This is a genomic window from Gordonia sp. DT219 (genome assembly GCF_049847065.1).
Lineage (GTDB): Bacteria > Actinomycetota > Actinomycetes > Mycobacteriales > Mycobacteriaceae > Gordonia.
In genome coordinates this window covers 88,468-106,460 of sequence record NZ_JBNCNR010000014.1, presented here as the reverse complement: position 1 = coordinate 106,460, position 17,993 = coordinate 88,468, and the positions used below count along the sequence as shown (strand labels likewise).

The window sequence follows — 17,993 nt, the reverse complement described above, 5'->3', positions numbered from 1 at the left end:
ACGCTCCTCGTCGGTCAACGTCAAAGCGGCTTTTGGGCGCCCAGTGCGTGCCATACCCAACCCTACAACATATTCAACGAATTAACGGCGCGGAACACTAGGAGGCGGCCCGATCTCTAGGAGGCGCCGACCCGATCGGCCAGCCAACGCGTGAGAGTGCCGATCACCTCGGCCTTTTCGGGTTCGTTGAAGATCTCGTGCCGCAGTCCGTCCCAGATGACGAGCGTCTTGTCGGGCGACGACGCCAGCCGCTCCACCAGACGGCTGCCCTCCGGGTTGGTCAGTGTGTCCTCGCTGCCGTGCATGACGAGGACCGGCATCCGCAACGACGGCAGCCGGGCGGGGAACGACTGCATCGTCGACACCATCTCGGCGCCGAGTCGCGCGGGGATCTTGCCGCGGTGCACCAGCGGGTCGGCCTCGTAGGCGGCCACCACATCCGGGTCGCGACTGATGCTGCCCGAGTCGAGTGCCATCGTCGGCAGCCGGGGTGCGATCTTGCCGACGATCTTCGACATCGCGATCAGCGGTGCGGGCAAGTCGTCGCCGGGCATGATGGCGGCCCCGGTCAGCACGAGTCCGGCGAGCCGATCGGGATGGTCGAGGGCGTAGTCGAGCGCGATGCAACCGCCCATGCTGTGACCGATCAAGTAGGTCGGTAGCCCTTCGACGGCGACCTCGGTGATGACCCGGTCCAGGTCGTCGGTGTATTCGCCGAATCTGGTGATGCGCATGCGGGCGCCCCCCGAGCGTCCGTGCCCGAGATGATCGGGCACCGCGACCAGATACCCGGCGCTCAGCAGCGCCTCGACCACGTGGCCGTACCGCCGGCCGTGCTCACCCATCCCGTGGGCGATGACGACCACCGCGCTCGGCTCGCTCTGCGGGCGAAAGACGTCGTAGACGATCGTCTCGCCGTGGGCACCGCGAAAGCTGCGTTCGTCGTGAGTGCTCGCCATGGCTACGCGAGTCCGATCCGCGACATCACGCTGCGGCCCGCCGACTCGATGGCACCCAACGGCCGCAGCGCCGTCTCACCCACTGCGACAAGGTATTCCACACGCCCGACCACCTTTTCCAGGCGCATCACGACGTCGGCCATCCGGTCGACCGTCTGGTCGACCATGGTCAGGGTCGACCCCAACTGGCTCATCGTGGTGTTGAGCGATTCGATGGTTCCGTCGAGGTCACCGAGAGTGCGGTCGAATCCGTCGAGCGCCACTCCCATATCCGAGAGGATCGTGTCGACCTGCTCCACGGTCACGTCGGCGTTGAGGGCCGCCTGTGCGAGCTTCCGAAACCGTTGACGCTCAGCGGGACGAGCTCCCACGCCGTACTGCACACCTTTATCTGCCGTACCACTATCTGCCATGTGTGTCATTATCCGTCGGCTGCGGCGGGCCGGAGGGCGATTCGAGCAGCATCTGTGCCCGGCGCGCGAGATCGGCACGCATGGATTCCGGCTCGATCACCGTGAGGCGCACGTCGAAGGACAATGCCCACAGCATCCGGATCGCGTGCGCGCCGTCGGCGAACCGCAGGCGAATCCGTACGCGATCGGTGCCGTCGGTCGCGGTGTCCGGGTCGTCGTCGACGGCGAGCACGGTGACGGGCCCGTCGGTGATCGCCGGCATCGTCGCGCGCGGGCAGATGATGACCACGTCGGCCGGTTCGAAGGCGGAGCGGAATGCCGCTTTGCGCCGTTCCCACACCTCGTCGAGGTCGACGTCGGCGTCGCGTTGCGCCGGCTCCGCCAGGACCTCGACTGCCGACATCCGGGAGAGCCGATACATCCGTTCGGCCCCATGCGAATTCGCAATCAGATACCACGTATCGCCGGCGACGACCAGTCCGACCGGATCGAGGATGCGTTCGGTGGGTTCGGGGGGTTCGACGCCGCGGCGCTGATACATCACGCGGATCCGCCATCCTTCGACGACGGCCCGCTGCACCGGTGCCAACGCGTCGAGATTCTCCGGCGCCCGGACGAATCCGTCGGAGCGCACCAGGATTCGACGCGCGGCGTCGGCGACCTGACTGCGGTGAGTTTCCGGCAACGACGCCTCGAGTTTGCGTTTGGCGCTCGCCGCGGCCGGCGAGTTGATGCGGCCGCCGGCCGACAGCAGGGCGATCGATTCGCCGAGCGTCAGCCCGGACAGGTCGGTGCGGTAGCCGGGCACGAGCGCGAACCCGCCACGCCGACCCCGCTCCGCATAGACCGGGACACCCGAGAGCGAGAGCGCCTCGATGTCGCGCAGGACGGTGCGTTCGGATACCTCAAGCTCGGCCGCCAGGTCGGCAGCGGTCATCCGGCCCCGCGATCGTAAGAGCATCAGGACCGACAGCAGTCGCTCGGCGCGCATGGAAAAAGTCTGTCAGAAAAACATGACACAAGGTGTCAGGTATTGCCGGTTCACTGGTTCTCATCCAGCCCGGACAACCGAGAGGACCTCATCATGACCAGCAACCAGCCCGCCGACCCGCGCCCCGTCTACGCGGCCGCGACCCGCTGGGCCACCGACCTGATCGGCGGCATCCGCGACGATCAGCTCGATTCCCCCACCCCGTGCGACGACTTCGATGTACGCACCCTGGCCGGACACCTCGTCGCCGTCGCCGGGCGTGCCGTCGCCCTGGCCGAGCGGGGTGATGTGGACGGCACACCCAGGATCGACGACCGACACGACGCCGCCACCTACCGCCAACTCTCCGACCACGCCATCGAGCTATGGGCCGACGACGCGAAACTTGCTGCGCCGGTAAAGGTTCCGTGGGGCGACGTGCCCGGCGCCGGGGCCCTGTGGGGATACGTCAACGAAACACTGGTACACGGCTGGGACCTTGCCGTCGCGACCGGTCAGGACCCGGAAGCCGACCCGGCGCTCGCCCAGGCGGCTCTCGCGGTCGCGCAGCAGTTCATTCCGGCGGCGATCCGCGCCGACGACGGCGTGCCGTTCGACGCCGTCGTGGAACCCCGCCCCGGCGCCGGCGCCACCGAACGCCTGGCTAATTGGTCGGGGCGTGAATCGACGTCGTGGGTGTCCGCGGTGACGACGACGTAGCCATCAGACAGCAACCGGCCCGGACCACACCGTGGTCCGGGCCGATCGTTCGAGTGGGACGGCCCCGGATAATGCGCCTCTCGGCAAGTGGCCGCTCGTAGCGGCGAAAGGGGTGGGGCCCGGGGCAGAATTCCGAAGCCGTCGCGGGGTACAACCGGCCGCCGTCTCGATGTATTCCGTCGGGTCTGCGAGCGCCGGCGTCACGACGCCGACGGAATCCCCCCGTCCGCACCGTCACCCGCGGTGGGAGATGCACGCGGGTTCCTGAGGGCCGACCATCGATCACCGCACCACCGGTTGCGTGGCAGGTACCGCATCGACCGCGTCGTCGGCCACACCACCGTCGCGCAGTCGCACACCCTTCGTCTCCGGGAGTCGGCTGACGACGATGATCCCGAGAATCGCGATCGCCAAGACGTAGAACGCCGGCGCCGCAGCCATTCCCGTCGCCGCGACGAGCGCCGAGGCGATCAACGGGGTCGTGCCGCCGAATATCGCGTAGCCGACGTTGTAGCCGATCGCATGACCGGTGAATCGCACGGACGTGGAGAACAATTCGGCCATGGTGACGAACCCGCCCGCCGAGAAGAGCGCCACTCCCGCACCGATCAGCACCTGACCGCCGATCGCAGCAGCGACGCTGCCTTGAGACGCGAGAACCAATGCAGGCCAGGAAATCACCCCGGTCCAGACCGCACCGGCGAACATGCACGGTTTGCGGCCCACGCGGTCGGCCAGCAACCCACAGGGCACAAGTATCACCGCCATCGCGGTCACCCCGATGGCATTCGACACCAGCGCCGCCGACGGGCCGAGTCCCGCCACCGTCACCAGGTAGCTGTACATGTAGCTCAGCAGCAGATACGCCCCGACGCCCTGCACAGCCACGATCAGCATCACGGCGATGATCGCCCGCCAGTGCTCGACGAGGACGGTCCGGATCACTCCGCGGACCGGAGCGGCCCGTCGTGCCGCGACGAACTCCTCCGGGTCGTCGAGACGGCTGCGCAACCAGAGTCCGACCACCGCGAGGAGACCACCGGCCAGGAACGGGATCCGCCAGCCCCACGAGGCGTATGCCGCATCTCCGAGGCCGGCACGCAGACACAGGATCAGACCTGCGGCCACGAGAATCGGCAGCCACGAACCGGCCACACAGATGCTGATCCAGAGCGCCCGGTGGCGCGGCGGTGCGGACTCGACGATGTAGGCGGCCGCGCCACTGGTCTCACCCCCGGCCGAAAACCCTTGCGCGACACGGCAGACCAGCAGAAGCGCCGGGGCCGCGAGTCCCACGGTCGCATAGGTCGGCAGCAGCCCGAGAGCCGTGGTGGCAGTGCCCATCAGCAGCACGATGATCGCGAGCGTACGAATCCGTCCGAGTCGGTCACCGATCCGGCCGAAGTAGGCGCCACCGATCGGACGGGCCAGGTACGCGACGGCATAGATCGCGAAGGTGCTCATGATCCCGGCCGTGGCACTGGACTCGGGGAAGAAATGCGCGGCGAGAACCGGCGCGGACAAGCCGTAGATGAGAAAGTCGTACCACTCGACGAACGTTCCGATCGATCCCCCGATCAGGCGACGACGTGGGCTCACTGATGTCATGGTGCTCCTCATGGAATCTGGACCCGCCGGGTTCGACGGCGAGCCGGTGCACCGACAGTAAGTGTGAGCTACCTCTCAGACTGTCGCAGAGGTGACATTCTCGTCAGGCCAGATCGGAGCACAGCAGCCGCAGACGATCCAGCTCGTTCAGGTGCACCTCGCCGTAGCTGAGGCGTACGACGCCCTCGCTCTCGAGTTGGCGCAACTGCCGGTTGAGTGTCTGCCGGGAGACTCCGAGCACCCCACCGAGTTCGGCTTGCGTCAGCGACACCATGGGCCGCCCGTCCGGTCCGGGCGCGGCCAGGGCCAGCAGCTGACGGGCCAATCGGGACGGCAGGTCCGCCAGCGAAGCGGACGCGAGCTCGCTGCTGAGTATTCGGATGTCACGGAGCAACGAACGCATGATGGCGTCGTCGATCGACCTGTGCGCCGAACGCAGCCGGTTCATCGTCGCCTCGTCGAGAACCTGTACCTCGACGTCGGACCGGGCGATCGCGGTCTGCGGCAGCCCTTCTCCGTCGATGAGCGAGCTGATGCCGAAACCTTCACCCGGCCCCAGCAGCCCGGCGAGGTGCTCGCGACCGTCGACCGTGCTGTAGGAGAGCCACACTCGACCGGACAACAATCGGTACATCAGCCGCTGGCGGTCCTCCTGCATATAGATACGTTGCTCGGCGCGGAAATGCCGCACCACGGCAGCGTCGTCGAAATCGCGGCGCGCCTCGGGCGAGAGGTATCGGAAGAATTCCAGGCGTCGACCGGCCCCGGCATATCCACGCGCCGCGCCCGCCCCGCGATCGGATTGCGCGGCGCGCGACGACTCATTTCTCCGAAGTGTCACATCGTTGACAGTACGCGATCTGCGTCACACCTAGAGTCGCTCAACACAAGCCCGCTGACGCTCGAAAGGTGACGTCGTGAAACGCATTCAGCTGCACGCCTTCAAGATTGCCGGTGTCGGCCACACCGCCATCGGCACGTGGCGCAACCCGTACAACCAGGAACACCGCTACACCTCCCTGGACTACTGGATCGATACCGCGCGCACGCTCGAGCGCGGCATGTTCGACAGTCTGTTCATCGCCGACTTCCCCGGCCTCAACGACATCTATCAAGGTTCCGCCGATGCTGCGCTGCGTGAGGCCGTCGCGGTACCCCTGAATGATCCGGCCATGGCGGTCTCGGCGATGGCCGCCGCCACCGATCATCTGGGGTTCGCGCTCACCGCGTCGACCACCTACGAGCAGCCGTACAGCTTCGCCCGGCGCATGACCACGCTCGATCACCTGACGCGGGGCCGCATCGGGTGGAACATCGTCACCTCGGCCACCGCGTCGGCGGCGCGCAACCTGGGACTCGACCGCCAGATCCCACACGACGAGCGCTACGCCATCGCAGAGGAGTTCATGGAGGTCGTCTACCGGCTGTGGGAGGGCAGCTGGGAAGACGATGCCGTGATCCGTGACGCCGACCGCGGCGTCTTCACCGATCCCGACCGGGTCCATCCCGTCGACCACCACGGCAAGTACTTCTCCGTGCCGGATGCTTTCATGTGCGAGCCGTCGCCGCAGCGCACCCCGGCCCTGTTCCAGGCAGGCGCCTCCTCGGCCGGGCAGCAGTTCGCCGTCAAGCACGCCGAGGCGGTCTTCCTCGTCGGCACCGATGTCGCCTCGCTGCGCAAGGCCACCGCGTCCAGCAAACAGCTGGCAACCGCCCAGGGCCGGCCGACGGAGAGCCTCAAGTTCATCGCCGGGGTCTCGGTGGTCGTCGCACCGACCGACGAGCAGGCCCAGGTAAAGCTGCGTCAGCAGCTCTCGTATGTGAGTGCGGAGGGAACCCTCGCCCGCCACGCATCCCTGATGCAGGTGGACTTCGGATCCGTCGACATCGACGCCCCGCTGCAATACATCGACACCGACGGAATCCGGTCACTTCTCGAACGCTTCACCGTCGGCGATCCCGATCGGGTGTGGACACCACGGCAGGTCGGCGCACTGCTCGCCCGATCCCTCGGCGGCATCACCATCGTCGGATCGCCGACGACCGTCGCGGACCGACTCGAAGAACTGATGGAGGACGCCGACATCGACGGCATCAACGTCTACGACAATCTCCCGCTCCGGACACTTCCCGAGTTCGTCGATCTCGTGGTCCCGGAACTACAGCGCCGCGGGCGGGTACGACGCGAATACGCCTCGGATACGTTGCGCGGCAACATCACCGAGGGTGCCGATCGCCTTCCCGACAGCCATGCCGGTGCCCGATATCGCCGGTCGTCCCGTGTCTCGCAGCCCCCCGCCGCCGCCGCCATCTGATCGAGCACACACCACCGACGTGAGGAACAACGACGTGATCCGTGAAGGCGACATCGCCGCTCTGCTCGTCAATCAGCAGATCTACGAACCCATGTGCAGCTTCTACTGGTGCGAACCGGGCGACGACCCCGACCTGAACTGGCTCGATTCGAATCGATACCACGACGTCTTCGAACGCTGCGCCGTGCACAAGGAGGCCTGACCGTGCCCGCCAATCCGGCTGCCGCACCAACCGAATCCGCGGACGCCCCGCCTCCGCCACCGCCACCGACGCTCGCCGATCGGTATCGCACCGAGGACGGCACCGTCGCGCTCACCGGACTCCAGGCGCTCGTCCGCCTGCCATTCGATGTGCTGCGGTGCGAAACCCGCGCCGGCCGGTCCACCCGCGTCTTCATCTCCGGTTACGAGGGTTCGCCTCTCGCCGGATACGACCTGGAACTGCAACGCAATCAGACTCTCGTCGATGACGCGGATCTGGTGTTCAGCCCGGCGGTGAACGAGGAACTCGCCGCCACCGCGGTACAGGGTTCCCAGCTCGCGTCGCAGTCGGAGCACAAGACCGTCGACGGCGTGGTCGGCTTCTGGTACGGCAAGAGCCCCGGGCTCGACCGCGCCAGTGATGCACTGCGTCATGCGAATCTGATGGGAACCGCACCCACCGGGGGTGCGGTCGCCCTCGTCGGTGACGACCCGTCGGCGAAGTCGTCGACAGTGCCGGGCGCGTCCGAGGCCCTCCTCGCCGAACTCGGTATGCCCGTGCTGTATCCGGCCGATCCGCAGGAAGCGCTCGACCTCGGCCTCCACGCGGTGGCCATGTCGCGGGCGACCGGGCTCTGGGTCGGGATGAAGATCGCGACAAATGTCGCCGACGGGTTTCAGTCCGTACACGTCGGTGAGCATTCCGTCCTCCCCGAGCCGCCCTCGGAAGCGGTTGTCGACCATGTCATCTCGGCGAACCTGGCACAACCGGTGATCGGCAGGCTGGAGCTCAGCCGCGAGACGACCCGCCTCGAGGCCGCACGCCGGTACGGAACCGTCCACGGACTGAACCGGATTCATCGTCGGCACGACGGTCAGCGCGTCGGGATAGTGGCCGCGGGCAAGACTTTTCTGGATGTGGAGCAAGCGCTCACGACGCTCGGGCGCGGCGCCGACGACGCGGACGGCCCCACGGTTCGGCTGCTGCAATTGCGCATGCTCTTCCCGCTCGAGGACGGTCTGGTCCGCGAATTCGCCGACGGGCTCGACGAGATCATCGTCGTCGAGGAGAAGCGGCCCTTCATCGAATCGGCGTTGAAGGACGCGCTGTACGGCACTTCACACGCGCCCACCATCACCGGCAAACGGGATCCCACCGGTGCACCGCTCTTCGCAGTCGAGGGCGAGCTCGACGTCGACCGCGTCATCGCCGGTCTGCGCCGGCGTCTTGGCTCCCCCCAACACGGGGCCGACGGCGACGACGGCGGAAATGTCGCGACGCGCCGCGACATCTCCGCTTCGCTCCGTAGCCTGCCGCTGCTGACGCGCACGCCGTACTTCTGTTCAGGCTGTCCGCACAACTCGTCGACGCGGGTTCCCGAGGGATCGATGGTCGGCGCGGGAATCGGCTGCCACGCCATGGTGGCGGTGATGGATCCGGGAATCGTCGGCGACGTCACCGGACTCACCCAGATGGGCGGCGAGGGCGCGCAGTGGATCGGCATGGCCCCCTTCGTCGCACACGACCATCTGTTCCAGAACCTCGGCGACGGCACCTTCCACCATTCCGGCAGTCTCGCGATTCGCGGCGCCGTCGCCGCCGGTGTCAACATCACCTACAAGCTGCTCTACAACTCCGCAGTCGCGATGACCGGTGGGCAACAGGCGGTCGGACTGATGACCGTCCCACAGATCTGTCAGGAACTGCTGGCCGAGGGCGTGGCCCGGATCATCGTCACCACCGACGAGACCAAACGCTACCGGCGCGTGCGGCTTCCACGATCGGTCAAGGTGTGGGACCGTCGGCGCCTCGACGCCGCACAGCAGGTGCTGGCGCAGACCCCCGGGGTCACAGTACTCATCCACGACCAGGAATGCGCCACCGAATTGCGGCGCAAACGCCGTCGCAACCTCGTGCCACGACCCGAGCGCACGGTGGTGATCAACGAGCGTGTCTGCGAAGGGTGTGGCGACTGCGGACGAAAGTCGAATTGTCTATCTGTACAACCGGTTTCGACCGAGTTCGGTCGCAAGACCGAGATCGATCAGTCGACCTGCAACAGCGACTATTCCTGCCTCGACGGCGATTGCCCGGCCTTCATGACGGTTCGGCCGGGACGTGCGACCACGGCGCCCGAGCAGCACGCCGCCACGGGAACACCGGATTCCGCGGCGTTCGACGACCCGGTCGCCGGCCTGCCGACGCGGACCCGCACCCTCCGGATCACCGGGGTCGGCGGGACCGGCGTGGTCACCCTCGCACAGACCCTCGGTCAGGCCGCGACCCTCGCCGGAATCACCGTGCGCGCACTCGATCAGACCGGCCTCGCGCAGAAGGGCGGTGCGGTGGTATCCGATCTGCGGCTGTCGCCGGACCCTGAATCCGCTGCGCACAAACTCGCCGCAGGCACCTGCGACCTCTATCTCGCCTGCGACCTTCTCGTCGGCGCCGACGAGCGCAACCTGGAGGTGACCTCGCGGGAGCGCACCACCGCTGTCGTGTCCTCGGCGAAGATCCCCACGGGGCAGATGGTCATCGACACCACGACGGCCTTTCCCGACGACGACCAGACCATCGGACGCATCCGCGCGGCCACGCGGCCGGGAAGTATGTTCCTCGATGCCAGGTCCGCGTCGGAACGGTTGTTCGGGGAGGGACAATTCGCCAACGTCCTTCTCGCGGGCATCGCGTATCAGAAGGGCGCCATCCCGATTCCCGCCGCGAGCATCGAGGAGGCGTTGCGGCTCAATGGAGTCAAGGTCGAAACCAACCTCGCGGCCTTCCGACGTGGCCGGCAGGCAGTGGCCGATCCGGAGGCCTTCGCGCGGGCGGTCACGCCGGCGTCGGCGACACCGGAGACCCCCTCGGCGGTCATGCGGCGCATCGCCGGCCGGGTCCGGTCGGCACCCGATTCCGAGCTCACCCGCCTGGTCACCATCCGCGTCGGTGAACTGATCGCCTTCCAGAACACCGCTTACGCCGGCGAATACGCGGATCTGGTCGAGATGGTCCGGGCAGCCGAGGCCGACACTATGGGCAACAGCACCGCCCTCGCCGAGGCCGCCGCCTGGTCACTGCACAAGCTCATGGCCTACAAGGACGAATACGAGGTGGCGCGGCTCCTTCTCGGTGAATCGGGTGAAACTGCCGCGGCCGGAATCGTCGGTCCGGGTGCCACGGTGTCCTATCGTCTGCACCCGCCGGTCCTGCGCAGCATGGGCATGGACCGCAAGATCAGCCTCGGCAGCTGGTCGCGGCCGGCGTTCCGGCTGCTCGTGGCCGGACGCCGTCTTCGTGGCACACCTCTCGACCCGTTCGGATACACGAAGATCCGGCGCCTCGAGCGGCATCTCGTCGAGGAGTTCACCGACGTGCTCCGGAATCTCGCCGCCGAGCTGACCCCGGAGAACCACGCCGACGCCGTCACGATCGCCGGGCTGCCCGACATGATTCGCGGGTACGAACAGGTCAAGCTCGACAACGTCGCCGCCTACCGCAACCGGCTCCGCGAACTGCAGACCGACGACGCGGCGGTGGCCTAGTGACCACGATCGTGCGCATCCGTCCGGCGCGGTCGACCGTGACACCACCGCGCCACCCGGTGCCGCATGGCGCCTGGGACACCCATGCGCATGTCTTCGGTCCGCGGGAACTCTTCCCGCAGAGTCCCACTCGGTCGTATGTCGCGCCGACGCAGGGAGTCGACCGCTACCTCGGAGTCCTCGACGCGCTCGGCATCCGGCACGGCGTCCTGGTCCAGCCGTCGGTGTATCACCAGGACAACTCGTGTCTGCTCGCCGCACTCGACGAGGCACCGGATCGTCTCGTCGGCGTCGTCGACGTCGATGTGCTCGACACCCCCGATGATGTCCTGCACTCGATGACACGCCGAGGGGTGGTCGGATTGCGGGTCCAGTGGCCCGGGAATCACTCGGTCGACCGACTGAGGGCCACCGCCGACCGACTCGCCGAGCTGGGATGGCACCTCGACCTCCGCGTCGCCGGCGCCAGGGCACTGACAGATCTCGCTCCGGTTCTCGCCGCATCACCGGTCCCGGTCATGATCGAGTCCATGGGTAGTCCCCGCGCCGGAGAGTCCTTGCAGAGCAGTGGATTTCGTTCCCTGTTCGATCTGCTGACCGAGCCCGGCCGCTACGTGAAACTGTCGCACGTCTACCAGGTCGATGCGTCGGGCCCGCCCTACCGGGGCGCCACACCGTTCGCCCGCGCGCTGATCGAGCATGCCCCCGATCGTCTGGTGTGGGGATCGGACTGGCCCCATCCCATGCCACCCGACGAGTTCCTGCCCGACGACGGCGCCCTCGTCGACCTGGTGCCCCACTGGACCGGCGACGCCGATACGACCCGACTCATACTGCGCGACAACCCGTTTCGTTTCTATCGTCCACGATCTCAAGGAGGCCTCTCATGACCAGACCACGCGCGGTGGTCACCGAACCCATTCATCAGGTGGGAATCGACCTGCTCCGAACCGTGTTCGAGGTCGAGACCGACTACGACCGCTACCTCGACCCGGCGACACTGGGCCACGCACTCGCCGACGCCGACGCGGTGGTCATGCGATCCGCCGGACTTCCCGCGCAGACGTTGCGAAGCAGCCCGTCGTTGAAGGTGATCGCCAAACACGGTGCCGGCCTCGACTCCGTCGACATCGCCGCCGCGACCGATCTGGGCATCGTCGTGGCCAACAGCGGCGACGCGAACTCAGGAAGTGTCGCCGAGCACGCGGTGGCCCTCATGTTGGCAGTGCTCCACCAGATACCGACCACCGACGCCAAGGTCCGGCAGGCCGCGTTTCGCCGACCCGGCGAGGTCGTCCTGGGAGATATCTCCGAGGCGACCGTCGGTCTGATCGGCTTCGGCAACATCGCGCGCCGGGTGGGCCACATGTGCGCCGCCGGGTTCGGAGCCGAGGTTCTGGCCCTCGACCCGTTCGTCACGGCCGAGGAGATGGCCGCCGAGGGCGTCACCAAAGCCGTGGATCTGCAAGATCTCCTGCCCCGCTGCGACGTCGTCTCGGTCCACGTTCCGCTCGGACCCGAGACCCATCACCTCATCGGCGCCGACGAACTCAAGCTGCTCGGGCCGCGCGCCGTGCTCGTCAACACCGCGCGCGGCGGTGTCGTCGACGAGGCCGCACTGCTCGCCGCACTCGATGCCGGAGAACTGCGGGGCGCCGGACTCGACGTCCTCGAACACGAACCGCCACGAGCCGGGGACCCGTTGTTCGGCAGTCCTCGCGTCGTGCTCTCACCCCACGTCGCCGGGGGCACCGAACTCGCACGGCAACGCATGGCCTGTGCTGCGGCGCAGGCGGCCATCGACGTGATCGAGGGCCGTCGACCCGAATATCTCATCAACACGGCCGTGCTCGACCACGCCCGTGTGAGTCTGGAAGGAATCCACTGATGCCACACCACATCTACACCCGTATCCCCGAGTGCCCGTCCGACATCCTCGAGGACATCGGCAAATGCGCGATGGCCGACCTGCACGAGGCCATGGACACGATGCCCGGCCGCACCTCGCTCCTGGATCCCAGCATTCGCGCACTCACGGCGGGACAGACGGTGGTCGGCCAGGCCGTCACCGTCAACACCTTTCCCGGCGACGGCCTCGCCGGACACCGCGCCCTACAGCTCACCGGACCGGGGTCGGTGCTCGTGGTGACCAGCCCGGGCGAGCCCGACACACCGCTGTTCGCCGAGCTGGTCTCGCTGGCAGCACGTGAACTCGGTACCGCGGGCGTGGTCGCCGATGGACCGGTACGGGACTCGGATGCGTTGGTACAGACTCGTTTTCCGGTGTGGTGCCGCGGCACCTACGCCGGCCGGCCGCTCAAGCGGGGGCCCGGCGAGGTGAACGTCCCGGTGGTCTGCGGCGGCGTCTACATCGAGCCGGGCGACATCGTCGTCGCCGACGGGGACGGCGTCCTGCGAATTCCGCTCGCCGACGCCGAGATGGTCCTCGTCGGCGCGCGCCGACGGGCCGAACGCGAGGTCGGCATCCGTGAGGCCATCGCCGGTGGCGCGACGCTGTTCGATCTCGTGGAACTGCGACAGGCGCTCGACGACAGCGACATGGTCGAGATCGACGACACCTGGCACAACAGGAATGGAGCCCGGCGATGACCGCCGCTCCCGCCCGACTGGATCCTGGTGACCCACAGACCCTCCGGCACGTCCTCGGGCACTATCCCAGCGGGGTGGTGGCGATCACCTCCACCGACGCGGACACCGGAATACCCGTGGGGCTCGTCGCGTCGTCGTTCACGTCGGTGTCCCTCGATCCCCCGTTGGTCGCATTCTTTCCCCAGAAGACGTCGACCACCTGGCCGAGGATCCGCCGGCGCCGGGCTTTCGGCGTCGACGTGCTCGACGCCCGCCAGCAGGAGGTGTGCGGCCGACTCGCCGCCAAGGGCGGCGACAAGTTCGCGGCCATCCCGTGGACGACGGACCGACTCGGCTTGCCCTCGATCACCGGGGCGGTGGCCCACATCACCTGCGATCTCGAATCGGTCCACGACGCAGGCGATCACGAGATCGCCGTCGGCCGGGTCCGCGAACTGAGCATCGGGCCGAGCGCCACACCGATGCTCTTCTTCCGCGGCGGTTTCGGCGCCGTCCCCCCACCCGGTCCAGAAGGGAGGAGCTGATGCGCGCATGGCGACTCACCGGCGAACCATCCGTGGAACACGGACTCCGACAAGATGATTCGCAGAGCGAATGCACTCCGCCCATCGGTCGGCAGGTCGTGGTTCGCGTACGGGCCGCCGCACTCAACTTCCGCGACGCGATGATCCTGCGCGGCACCTACGCGGTACCGGCCGCCCCGGGTACCGTCCCCGTCTCCGACGGGGCGGGCGATGTGGTGGCGGTCGGACCCGACACCCGGGATCTGGTCGTCGGCGACCGGGTGGTGAGCACGTACTTTCCCCGGTGGCGCGGAGGAACATTGACGGCCGGGGACGCCGTCGAACAATTCGGGTCGAGCCGGGACGGCGTCCTCGGCGAGTGGTTCGTCTGTGAGGAGGACGAACTGGTCCGTCCACCCGCCCACCTCGACGCCGCGGAGGCGGCCACGTTGCCGTGCTCGGCGCTCACCGCGTGGTCCGCACTCACCGGTCCGGCACCCGTCCTGCCCGGGCAGACGGTGCTGACACTGGGCACCGGTGGCGTGGCATTGTTCGCCGTCCAGTTCGCCAGGCTCTTCGGGGTGCGCGTGATCTCGGCGACCTCGTCGGCCGACAAGGCGAAGAAACTCGCGGATCTCGGTGCCGACGCCACGATCGACTATCGCGCAGAACCGAATTGGGATCGAGCGGTACTCGAGGAAACCGACGGGGCCGGGGTCGACCGGGTTGTCGAGACCGTCGGCCCGCAGACACTGGAACGATCGATACGCAGCACCGCCGTCAACGGCGAGATCGCCCATGTCGGCGGCGGCGGATTCGGTGACGAGCAACCTGTCGCGCTCGACCCGCGGATTCTGCACGGTCGCGCGCTGACCGTCCGTCGTGTGACGGTGGGCAGCCGACAGGATTTCGAGGTGATGAACCGTGCGATCGCCCTGCACCGGCTGCGCCCCGTCATCGACACCGTTGTCGGGTTCGACTCGGCACCCCGTGCGTATGAACGACTCGTCGACCGTGCACACGTCGGCAAGATCGTCGTCGACGTCTCCGATTGCCGGGACTGATGCAGCCACCGCCGCATCGCCGCCGGGGAGTTCACAACCGCAGCGACGGTTCGTCGGCGGTAGACAACGTGAGGACCGCCTCGACGATCGCGTCGAGCTCTTCGATCTCGGCCTCGATGCGGCGCAGCAGCATGGCGACGTCGTGTTCGCGCAGATCACCGCGGATGTCGATGGCGGCCACCAGGTAGTACTTCGCCGGCCCGACGTATTCGACGTGCAGGTAGGTGACCCGATCGATGTCGGGATGGTCGAGCAACTTCTGCAGGATCGCCGCCCGGGTCATCGGCATGGCACGCTGCCCCAACAGGAATTCGCTGTTCCGTTTGATCAGGAACAGGGCGATCACCCCCAGCAACAGGCCCACGAGGATCGAGCCGAGCGCGTCGTAGATCGCCGACCCGGTGAGCTGGTGCAGTCCCATACCGGCGGCCGCGATGGCCAGACCGACCAGGGCCGTGGCGTCCTCGGCGAACACCGCCCGCAACGTGGTGTTGGACGTGCGATTGACGAAGCGCAGCGGGTGCATCGAGAACCGCCGGCCGCCCTTCCTGGCCTGCCGTACCGACTGCAGGAACGACGTCGCCTCGAGCATCGCCGAGATCCCCAGCACGAGGTAGCCGATCAGGTAATTCGTGTCGGCTTCGGGCTTCGACAGCGAGGTGATGCCGTGCATCACCGACACCGCCGCACCGACGGCGAACAGACCGAATGCGGCGAACATCGACCAGATGTAGGTTTCGCGGCCGTATCCGAACGGATGGGCCCGGTCACGGCCCCGCCCGCCACGCCGTTCGGCCACGAGCAGAAAGATCTCGTTGCCCGAGTCGGCCCACGAGTGCGCCGACTCCGCCACCATCGACGCCGAGCCGGTGATGCCCGCGGCGACGGTCTTGGCCACCGCCACCAGAATGTTCATGGCGAAGGCGATGACGACCGTCACCATCGAGTCGGATTGACCGGAGTTCTGCCGCGCGTCGGTGTCTTCGGTGGCCACCCGCCGATCGTCTCACGAACGACGATCCGTCGACGATGACGACAGGCCCCATCGAACGGCAGCCGTGCGTCGTCACACTCGGCCGTCTACAGTCATCCGGTGCCCGCAAGCATGGTGTCGTCGTCGATACGCCGCTGGTTTCTTTCGGACATCTCGCCCGAACCCGCCGGGCTGATGGGTCCGCACCGGGTGGCCGGGGAGCACACCCGGACCCACTCGTGGTGGAAGGTCATGTGCCTGACCGGCGTCGACTACTTCTCGACGCTGGGATACCAGCCGGGTATCGCCGCACTCGCGGCCGGCACCATCGCCCCACTCGCGACCGTGGTCCTGGTCGCGCTGACCCTGTTCGGGGCGCTGCCGGTCTACCGCTACATCGCGGCCCGCTCGACCCGCGGCGAGGGATCGATCGCGATGCTCGAACATCTCCTGCCGCGCTGGGGCGGCAAGGTGTTCGTGCTGGTGCTGCTGGGCTTCGCCGCCACCGACTTCCTCATCACGATGACGCTCTCGGCGGCCGACGCGACCGCGCACTTCACCGAGAACCCGCTCATCCCGTCGGCGTTCGGCGGATATCCGGTCCTCATCACCCTGGTGTTCCTGGCCCTGCTGGGCGCGGTCTTCCTGCGCGGCTTCACCGAGGCCATCACCGTGGCCGTCGGATTGGTGGCGATCTATCTCGCGCTGAACGTCGTGGTGATCATCGACGGGCTGGTGAAGATCGCCACGTCACCGCACGTCGTCGTCGACTGGACGCACGCGATGACCGCCGAACACAGCAACCCGTGGATGATGATCGCAGTCGCCCTGCTCGTCTTCCCCAAGCTCGCGCTCGGGCTCTCCGGGTTCGAGACCGGGGTGGCGGTGATGCCGCAGATCAACGGTTCCCCCGACGACCCGCCGTCGGCGCCCCGCACCCGCATTGCGGGGGCACGCCGACTTCTCACCACCGCCGCGGTCACGATGAGCGTGCTGCTCATCACCAGCAGCCTGGTGTGCACCATCCTCATCCCGGAACGCGAATTCAAAGCCGGTGGCGGCGCCAACGGCCGCGCGCTCGCCTACCTGGCGCACGCGAATCTGGGCAACGGCTTCGGCACGGTGTACGACCTCAGCACCATCCTGATCTTGTGGTTCGCCGGCGCGTCGGCGATGGCCGGACTGCTCAATCTGGTGCCGCGTTACCTGCCCCGCTACGGGATGGCGCCCGACTGGGCGCGGGCGTCACGGCCGCTGGTGGTGGTGTTCATCCTCATCGCGGCCGGGGTCACCGTGTACTTCGACGCGTCGGTGGACGCGCAGGGCGCCGCCTACGCCACCGGTGTCCTGGTGCTGATGACGTCGGCGGCCGTCGCGGTGACGCTGTCGGTGCGCAAGAAGCGCCGCATGGTCGCCACCGTCGCGTTCGCGGCGATCGGACTGGTCTTCGTCTACACCACCATCACCAACATCATCGAGCGTCCCGAAGGCGTCCAGGTTGCCGCATTCTTCATCGCGGCGATTCTGATCGTGTCCTTCGCATCCCGCATCAACCGGTCCTTCGAATTGCGCAGCGGCGAGATCACTTTCGACGAGACCGCGCAGCAGATCATCGACGGGGCCGCGGCGTCGGGGTCGATCCAGATCGTCACTCACGATCCCGACGTGCGGTCACTGACCGAATACCAGGAAAAGGAGCTACAGCAACGCGCCGAGAGCCACATTCCCGACGCCGAACAGATCGTGTTCCTGGAGGTCAACGTCACCGACTCGTCGGAATTCGCCACCGATCTCCAGATCCACGGCCGCTACCACGAGGGCGGGTTCCGGATTCTGTGGGTCTCCTCGGCCGCGGTACCCAACACGATCGCGGCGACCTTGTTCGCCATCCGCGACTGGACCGACGAGGTACCCAACGTGTACTTCGAGTGGAGTGAGGCCAATCCCCTCGTCAACCTCTTGCGGTTCTTGTTCATCGGCCAGGGCGAGGTCGCCGCGGTCACCCGCGAGGTCGTCCGCCGCGCCGAACCCGATCTCGACCGCCGCCCGGTGGTACACGTCGGCTGAGGCGGGCCACGCGCCGCAGTCCCGGTCCGGGGTCCATGACAAACGTC

At 67.5% G+C, this 17,993-nt stretch carries 16 protein-coding genes; 10 read left to right on the top strand and 6 right to left on the bottom strand.

The features are described 5' to 3' along the window. Positions 1 to 116: 116 nt before the first annotated feature. From ACPXB3_RS16370 to ACPXB3_RS16360, 3 genes are read right to left on the bottom strand one after another with little or no spacing between them, the layout of a single operon-like run. Positions 117 to 959 carry a lysophospholipase gene (locus ACPXB3_RS16370; protein WP_425704673.1) on the bottom strand — a complete coding sequence of 281 codons (843 nt, stop codon included), beginning with the start codon at positions 957 to 959 and terminating at the stop codon, positions 117 to 119. A 2-nt stretch (positions 960 to 961) separates the two neighbouring features. Then, positions 962 to 1,372, bottom strand: coding sequence for a hypothetical protein (locus tag ACPXB3_RS16365; RefSeq protein WP_425704674.1), 411 nt, complete (start codon positions 1,370 to 1,372; stop codon positions 962 to 964). Then, complete coding sequence (locus ACPXB3_RS16360; RefSeq protein ID WP_425704675.1) at positions 1,362 to 2,363, bottom strand: helix-turn-helix transcriptional regulator; 1,002 nt, start codon at positions 2,361 to 2,363, stop codon at positions 1,362 to 1,364. Before ACPXB3_RS16360 ends, ACPXB3_RS16365 begins: the two co-directional genes overlap by 11 nt. A gap of 93 nt (positions 2,364 to 2,456) precedes the next feature. Here ACPXB3_RS16360 and ACPXB3_RS16355 point away from each other — a divergent pair, with 93 nt between their 5' ends. Further along, entirely contained in the window at positions 2,457 to 3,062 is a 606-nt protein-coding gene (locus tag ACPXB3_RS16355; RefSeq protein WP_425728471.1) for a TIGR03086 family metal-binding protein, read from the top strand. Positions 3,063 to 3,344: 282 nt separating this feature from the next. On the opposite strand, the gene ACPXB3_RS16350 is transcribed toward ACPXB3_RS16355, so the two are convergent. Then, on the bottom strand, positions 3,345 to 4,670 hold the full coding sequence (locus ACPXB3_RS16350; RefSeq protein ID WP_425728469.1) for an MFS transporter: 1,326 nt from the start codon (positions 4,668 to 4,670) through the stop codon (positions 3,345 to 3,347). A gap of 103 nt (positions 4,671 to 4,773) precedes the next feature. After that, entirely contained in the window at positions 4,774 to 5,511 is a 738-nt protein-coding gene (locus tag ACPXB3_RS16345) for a Crp/Fnr family transcriptional regulator (protein ID WP_425728467.1), read from the bottom strand. 76 nt (positions 5,512 to 5,587) lie between these two features. On the opposite strand from ACPXB3_RS16345, the gene ACPXB3_RS16340 reads away from it, so the two are divergent. From ACPXB3_RS16340 to ACPXB3_RS16305, 8 genes are read left to right on the top strand one after another with little or no spacing between them, the layout of a single operon-like run. Further along, positions 5,588 to 6,985, top strand: coding sequence for an LLM class flavin-dependent oxidoreductase (locus tag ACPXB3_RS16340; protein WP_425728465.1), 1,398 nt, complete (start codon positions 5,588 to 5,590; stop codon positions 6,983 to 6,985). Between the two features lie 19 nt (positions 6,986 to 7,004). Beyond that, complete coding sequence (locus ACPXB3_RS16335) at positions 7,005 to 7,187, top strand: hypothetical protein (protein ID WP_425704680.1); 183 nt, start codon at positions 7,005 to 7,007, stop codon at positions 7,185 to 7,187. Between the two features lie 2 nt (positions 7,188 to 7,189). After that, the gene (locus tag ACPXB3_RS16330) at positions 7,190 to 10,729 is read left to right on the top strand and encodes an indolepyruvate ferredoxin oxidoreductase family protein (protein WP_425704681.1); all 3,540 of its coding nucleotides are present in this window, start codon (positions 7,190 to 7,192) and stop codon (positions 10,727 to 10,729) included. After that, positions 10,729 to 11,619 carry an amidohydrolase family protein gene (locus ACPXB3_RS16325; protein ID WP_425728463.1) on the top strand — a complete coding sequence of 297 codons (891 nt, stop codon included), beginning with the start codon at positions 10,729 to 10,731 and terminating at the stop codon, positions 11,617 to 11,619. The genes ACPXB3_RS16330 and ACPXB3_RS16325 overlap by 1 nt, the downstream gene beginning before the upstream one ends. Then, positions 11,616 to 12,617, top strand: a complete 1,002-nt coding sequence (locus tag ACPXB3_RS16320) for an NAD(P)-dependent oxidoreductase (protein WP_425704683.1) — start codon at positions 11,616 to 11,618, stop codon at positions 12,615 to 12,617. Before ACPXB3_RS16325 ends, ACPXB3_RS16320 begins: the two co-directional genes overlap by 4 nt. Next, a complete protein-coding gene (locus tag ACPXB3_RS16315) occupies positions 12,617 to 13,339 on the top strand; it encodes an RraA family protein (RefSeq protein WP_425704684.1) in 723 nt (240 codons plus the stop codon). The genes ACPXB3_RS16320 and ACPXB3_RS16315 overlap by 1 nt, the downstream gene beginning before the upstream one ends. Next, positions 13,336 to 13,863, top strand: a complete 528-nt coding sequence (locus ACPXB3_RS16310; RefSeq protein WP_425704685.1) for a flavin reductase family protein — start codon at positions 13,336 to 13,338, stop codon at positions 13,861 to 13,863. The genes ACPXB3_RS16315 and ACPXB3_RS16310 overlap by 4 nt, the downstream gene beginning before the upstream one ends. Beyond that, a complete protein-coding gene (locus tag ACPXB3_RS16305) occupies positions 13,863 to 14,906 on the top strand; it encodes a zinc-dependent alcohol dehydrogenase family protein (RefSeq protein WP_425704686.1) in 1,044 nt (347 codons plus the stop codon). The genes ACPXB3_RS16310 and ACPXB3_RS16305 overlap by 1 nt, the downstream gene beginning before the upstream one ends. 31 nt (positions 14,907 to 14,937) lie before the next feature. Here the strand turns inward: ACPXB3_RS16305 and ACPXB3_RS16300 are convergent, their stop codons facing one another. After that, positions 14,938 to 15,849 (bottom strand): cation diffusion facilitator family transporter, encoded by a 912-nt coding sequence (locus ACPXB3_RS16300; protein WP_425704836.1) that lies wholly within the window; start codon positions 15,847 to 15,849, stop codon positions 14,938 to 14,940. 225 nt (positions 15,850 to 16,074) lie between these two features. Between ACPXB3_RS16300 and ACPXB3_RS16295 the strand changes: the two genes are divergently transcribed. Beyond that, positions 16,075 to 17,946, top strand: a complete 1,872-nt coding sequence (locus ACPXB3_RS16295; RefSeq protein ID WP_425704837.1) for an amino acid transporter — start codon at positions 16,075 to 16,077, stop codon at positions 17,944 to 17,946. Positions 17,947 to 17,993: the final 47 nt, after the last annotated feature.

Coding starts and splice junctions, on each gene's coding strand:
- ACPXB3_RS16305 (WP_425704686.1), top strand. CDS start 13,863: ATGCGCGCATGGCGACTCACCGGCGAACCATCCGTGGAACACGGACTC.
- ACPXB3_RS16370 (WP_425704673.1), bottom strand. CDS start 959: ATGGCGAGCACTCACGACGAACGCAGCTTTCGCGGTGCCCACGGCGAG.
- ACPXB3_RS16350 (WP_425728469.1), bottom strand. CDS start 4,670: ATGACATCAGTGAGCCCACGTCGTCGCCTGATCGGGGGATCGATCGGA.
- ACPXB3_RS16320 (WP_425704683.1), top strand. CDS start 11,616: ATGACCAGACCACGCGCGGTGGTCACCGAACCCATTCATCAGGTGGGA.
- ACPXB3_RS16295 (WP_425704837.1), top strand. CDS start 16,075: ATGGGTCCGCACCGGGTGGCCGGGGAGCACACCCGGACCCACTCGTGG.
- ACPXB3_RS16310 (WP_425704685.1), top strand. CDS start 13,336: ATGACCGCCGCTCCCGCCCGACTGGATCCTGGTGACCCACAGACCCTC.
- ACPXB3_RS16355 (WP_425728471.1), top strand. CDS start 2,457: ATGACCAGCAACCAGCCCGCCGACCCGCGCCCCGTCTACGCGGCCGCG.
- ACPXB3_RS16315 (WP_425704684.1), top strand. CDS start 12,617: ATGCCACACCACATCTACACCCGTATCCCCGAGTGCCCGTCCGACATC.
- ACPXB3_RS16300 (WP_425704836.1), bottom strand. CDS start 15,849: ATGGTGACGGTCGTCATCGCCTTCGCCATGAACATTCTGGTGGCGGTG.
- ACPXB3_RS16365 (WP_425704674.1), bottom strand. CDS start 1,372: ATGGCAGATAGTGGTACGGCAGATAAAGGTGTGCAGTACGGCGTGGGA.
- ACPXB3_RS16360 (WP_425704675.1), bottom strand. CDS start 2,363: ATGCGCGCCGAGCGACTGCTGTCGGTCCTGATGCTCTTACGATCGCGG.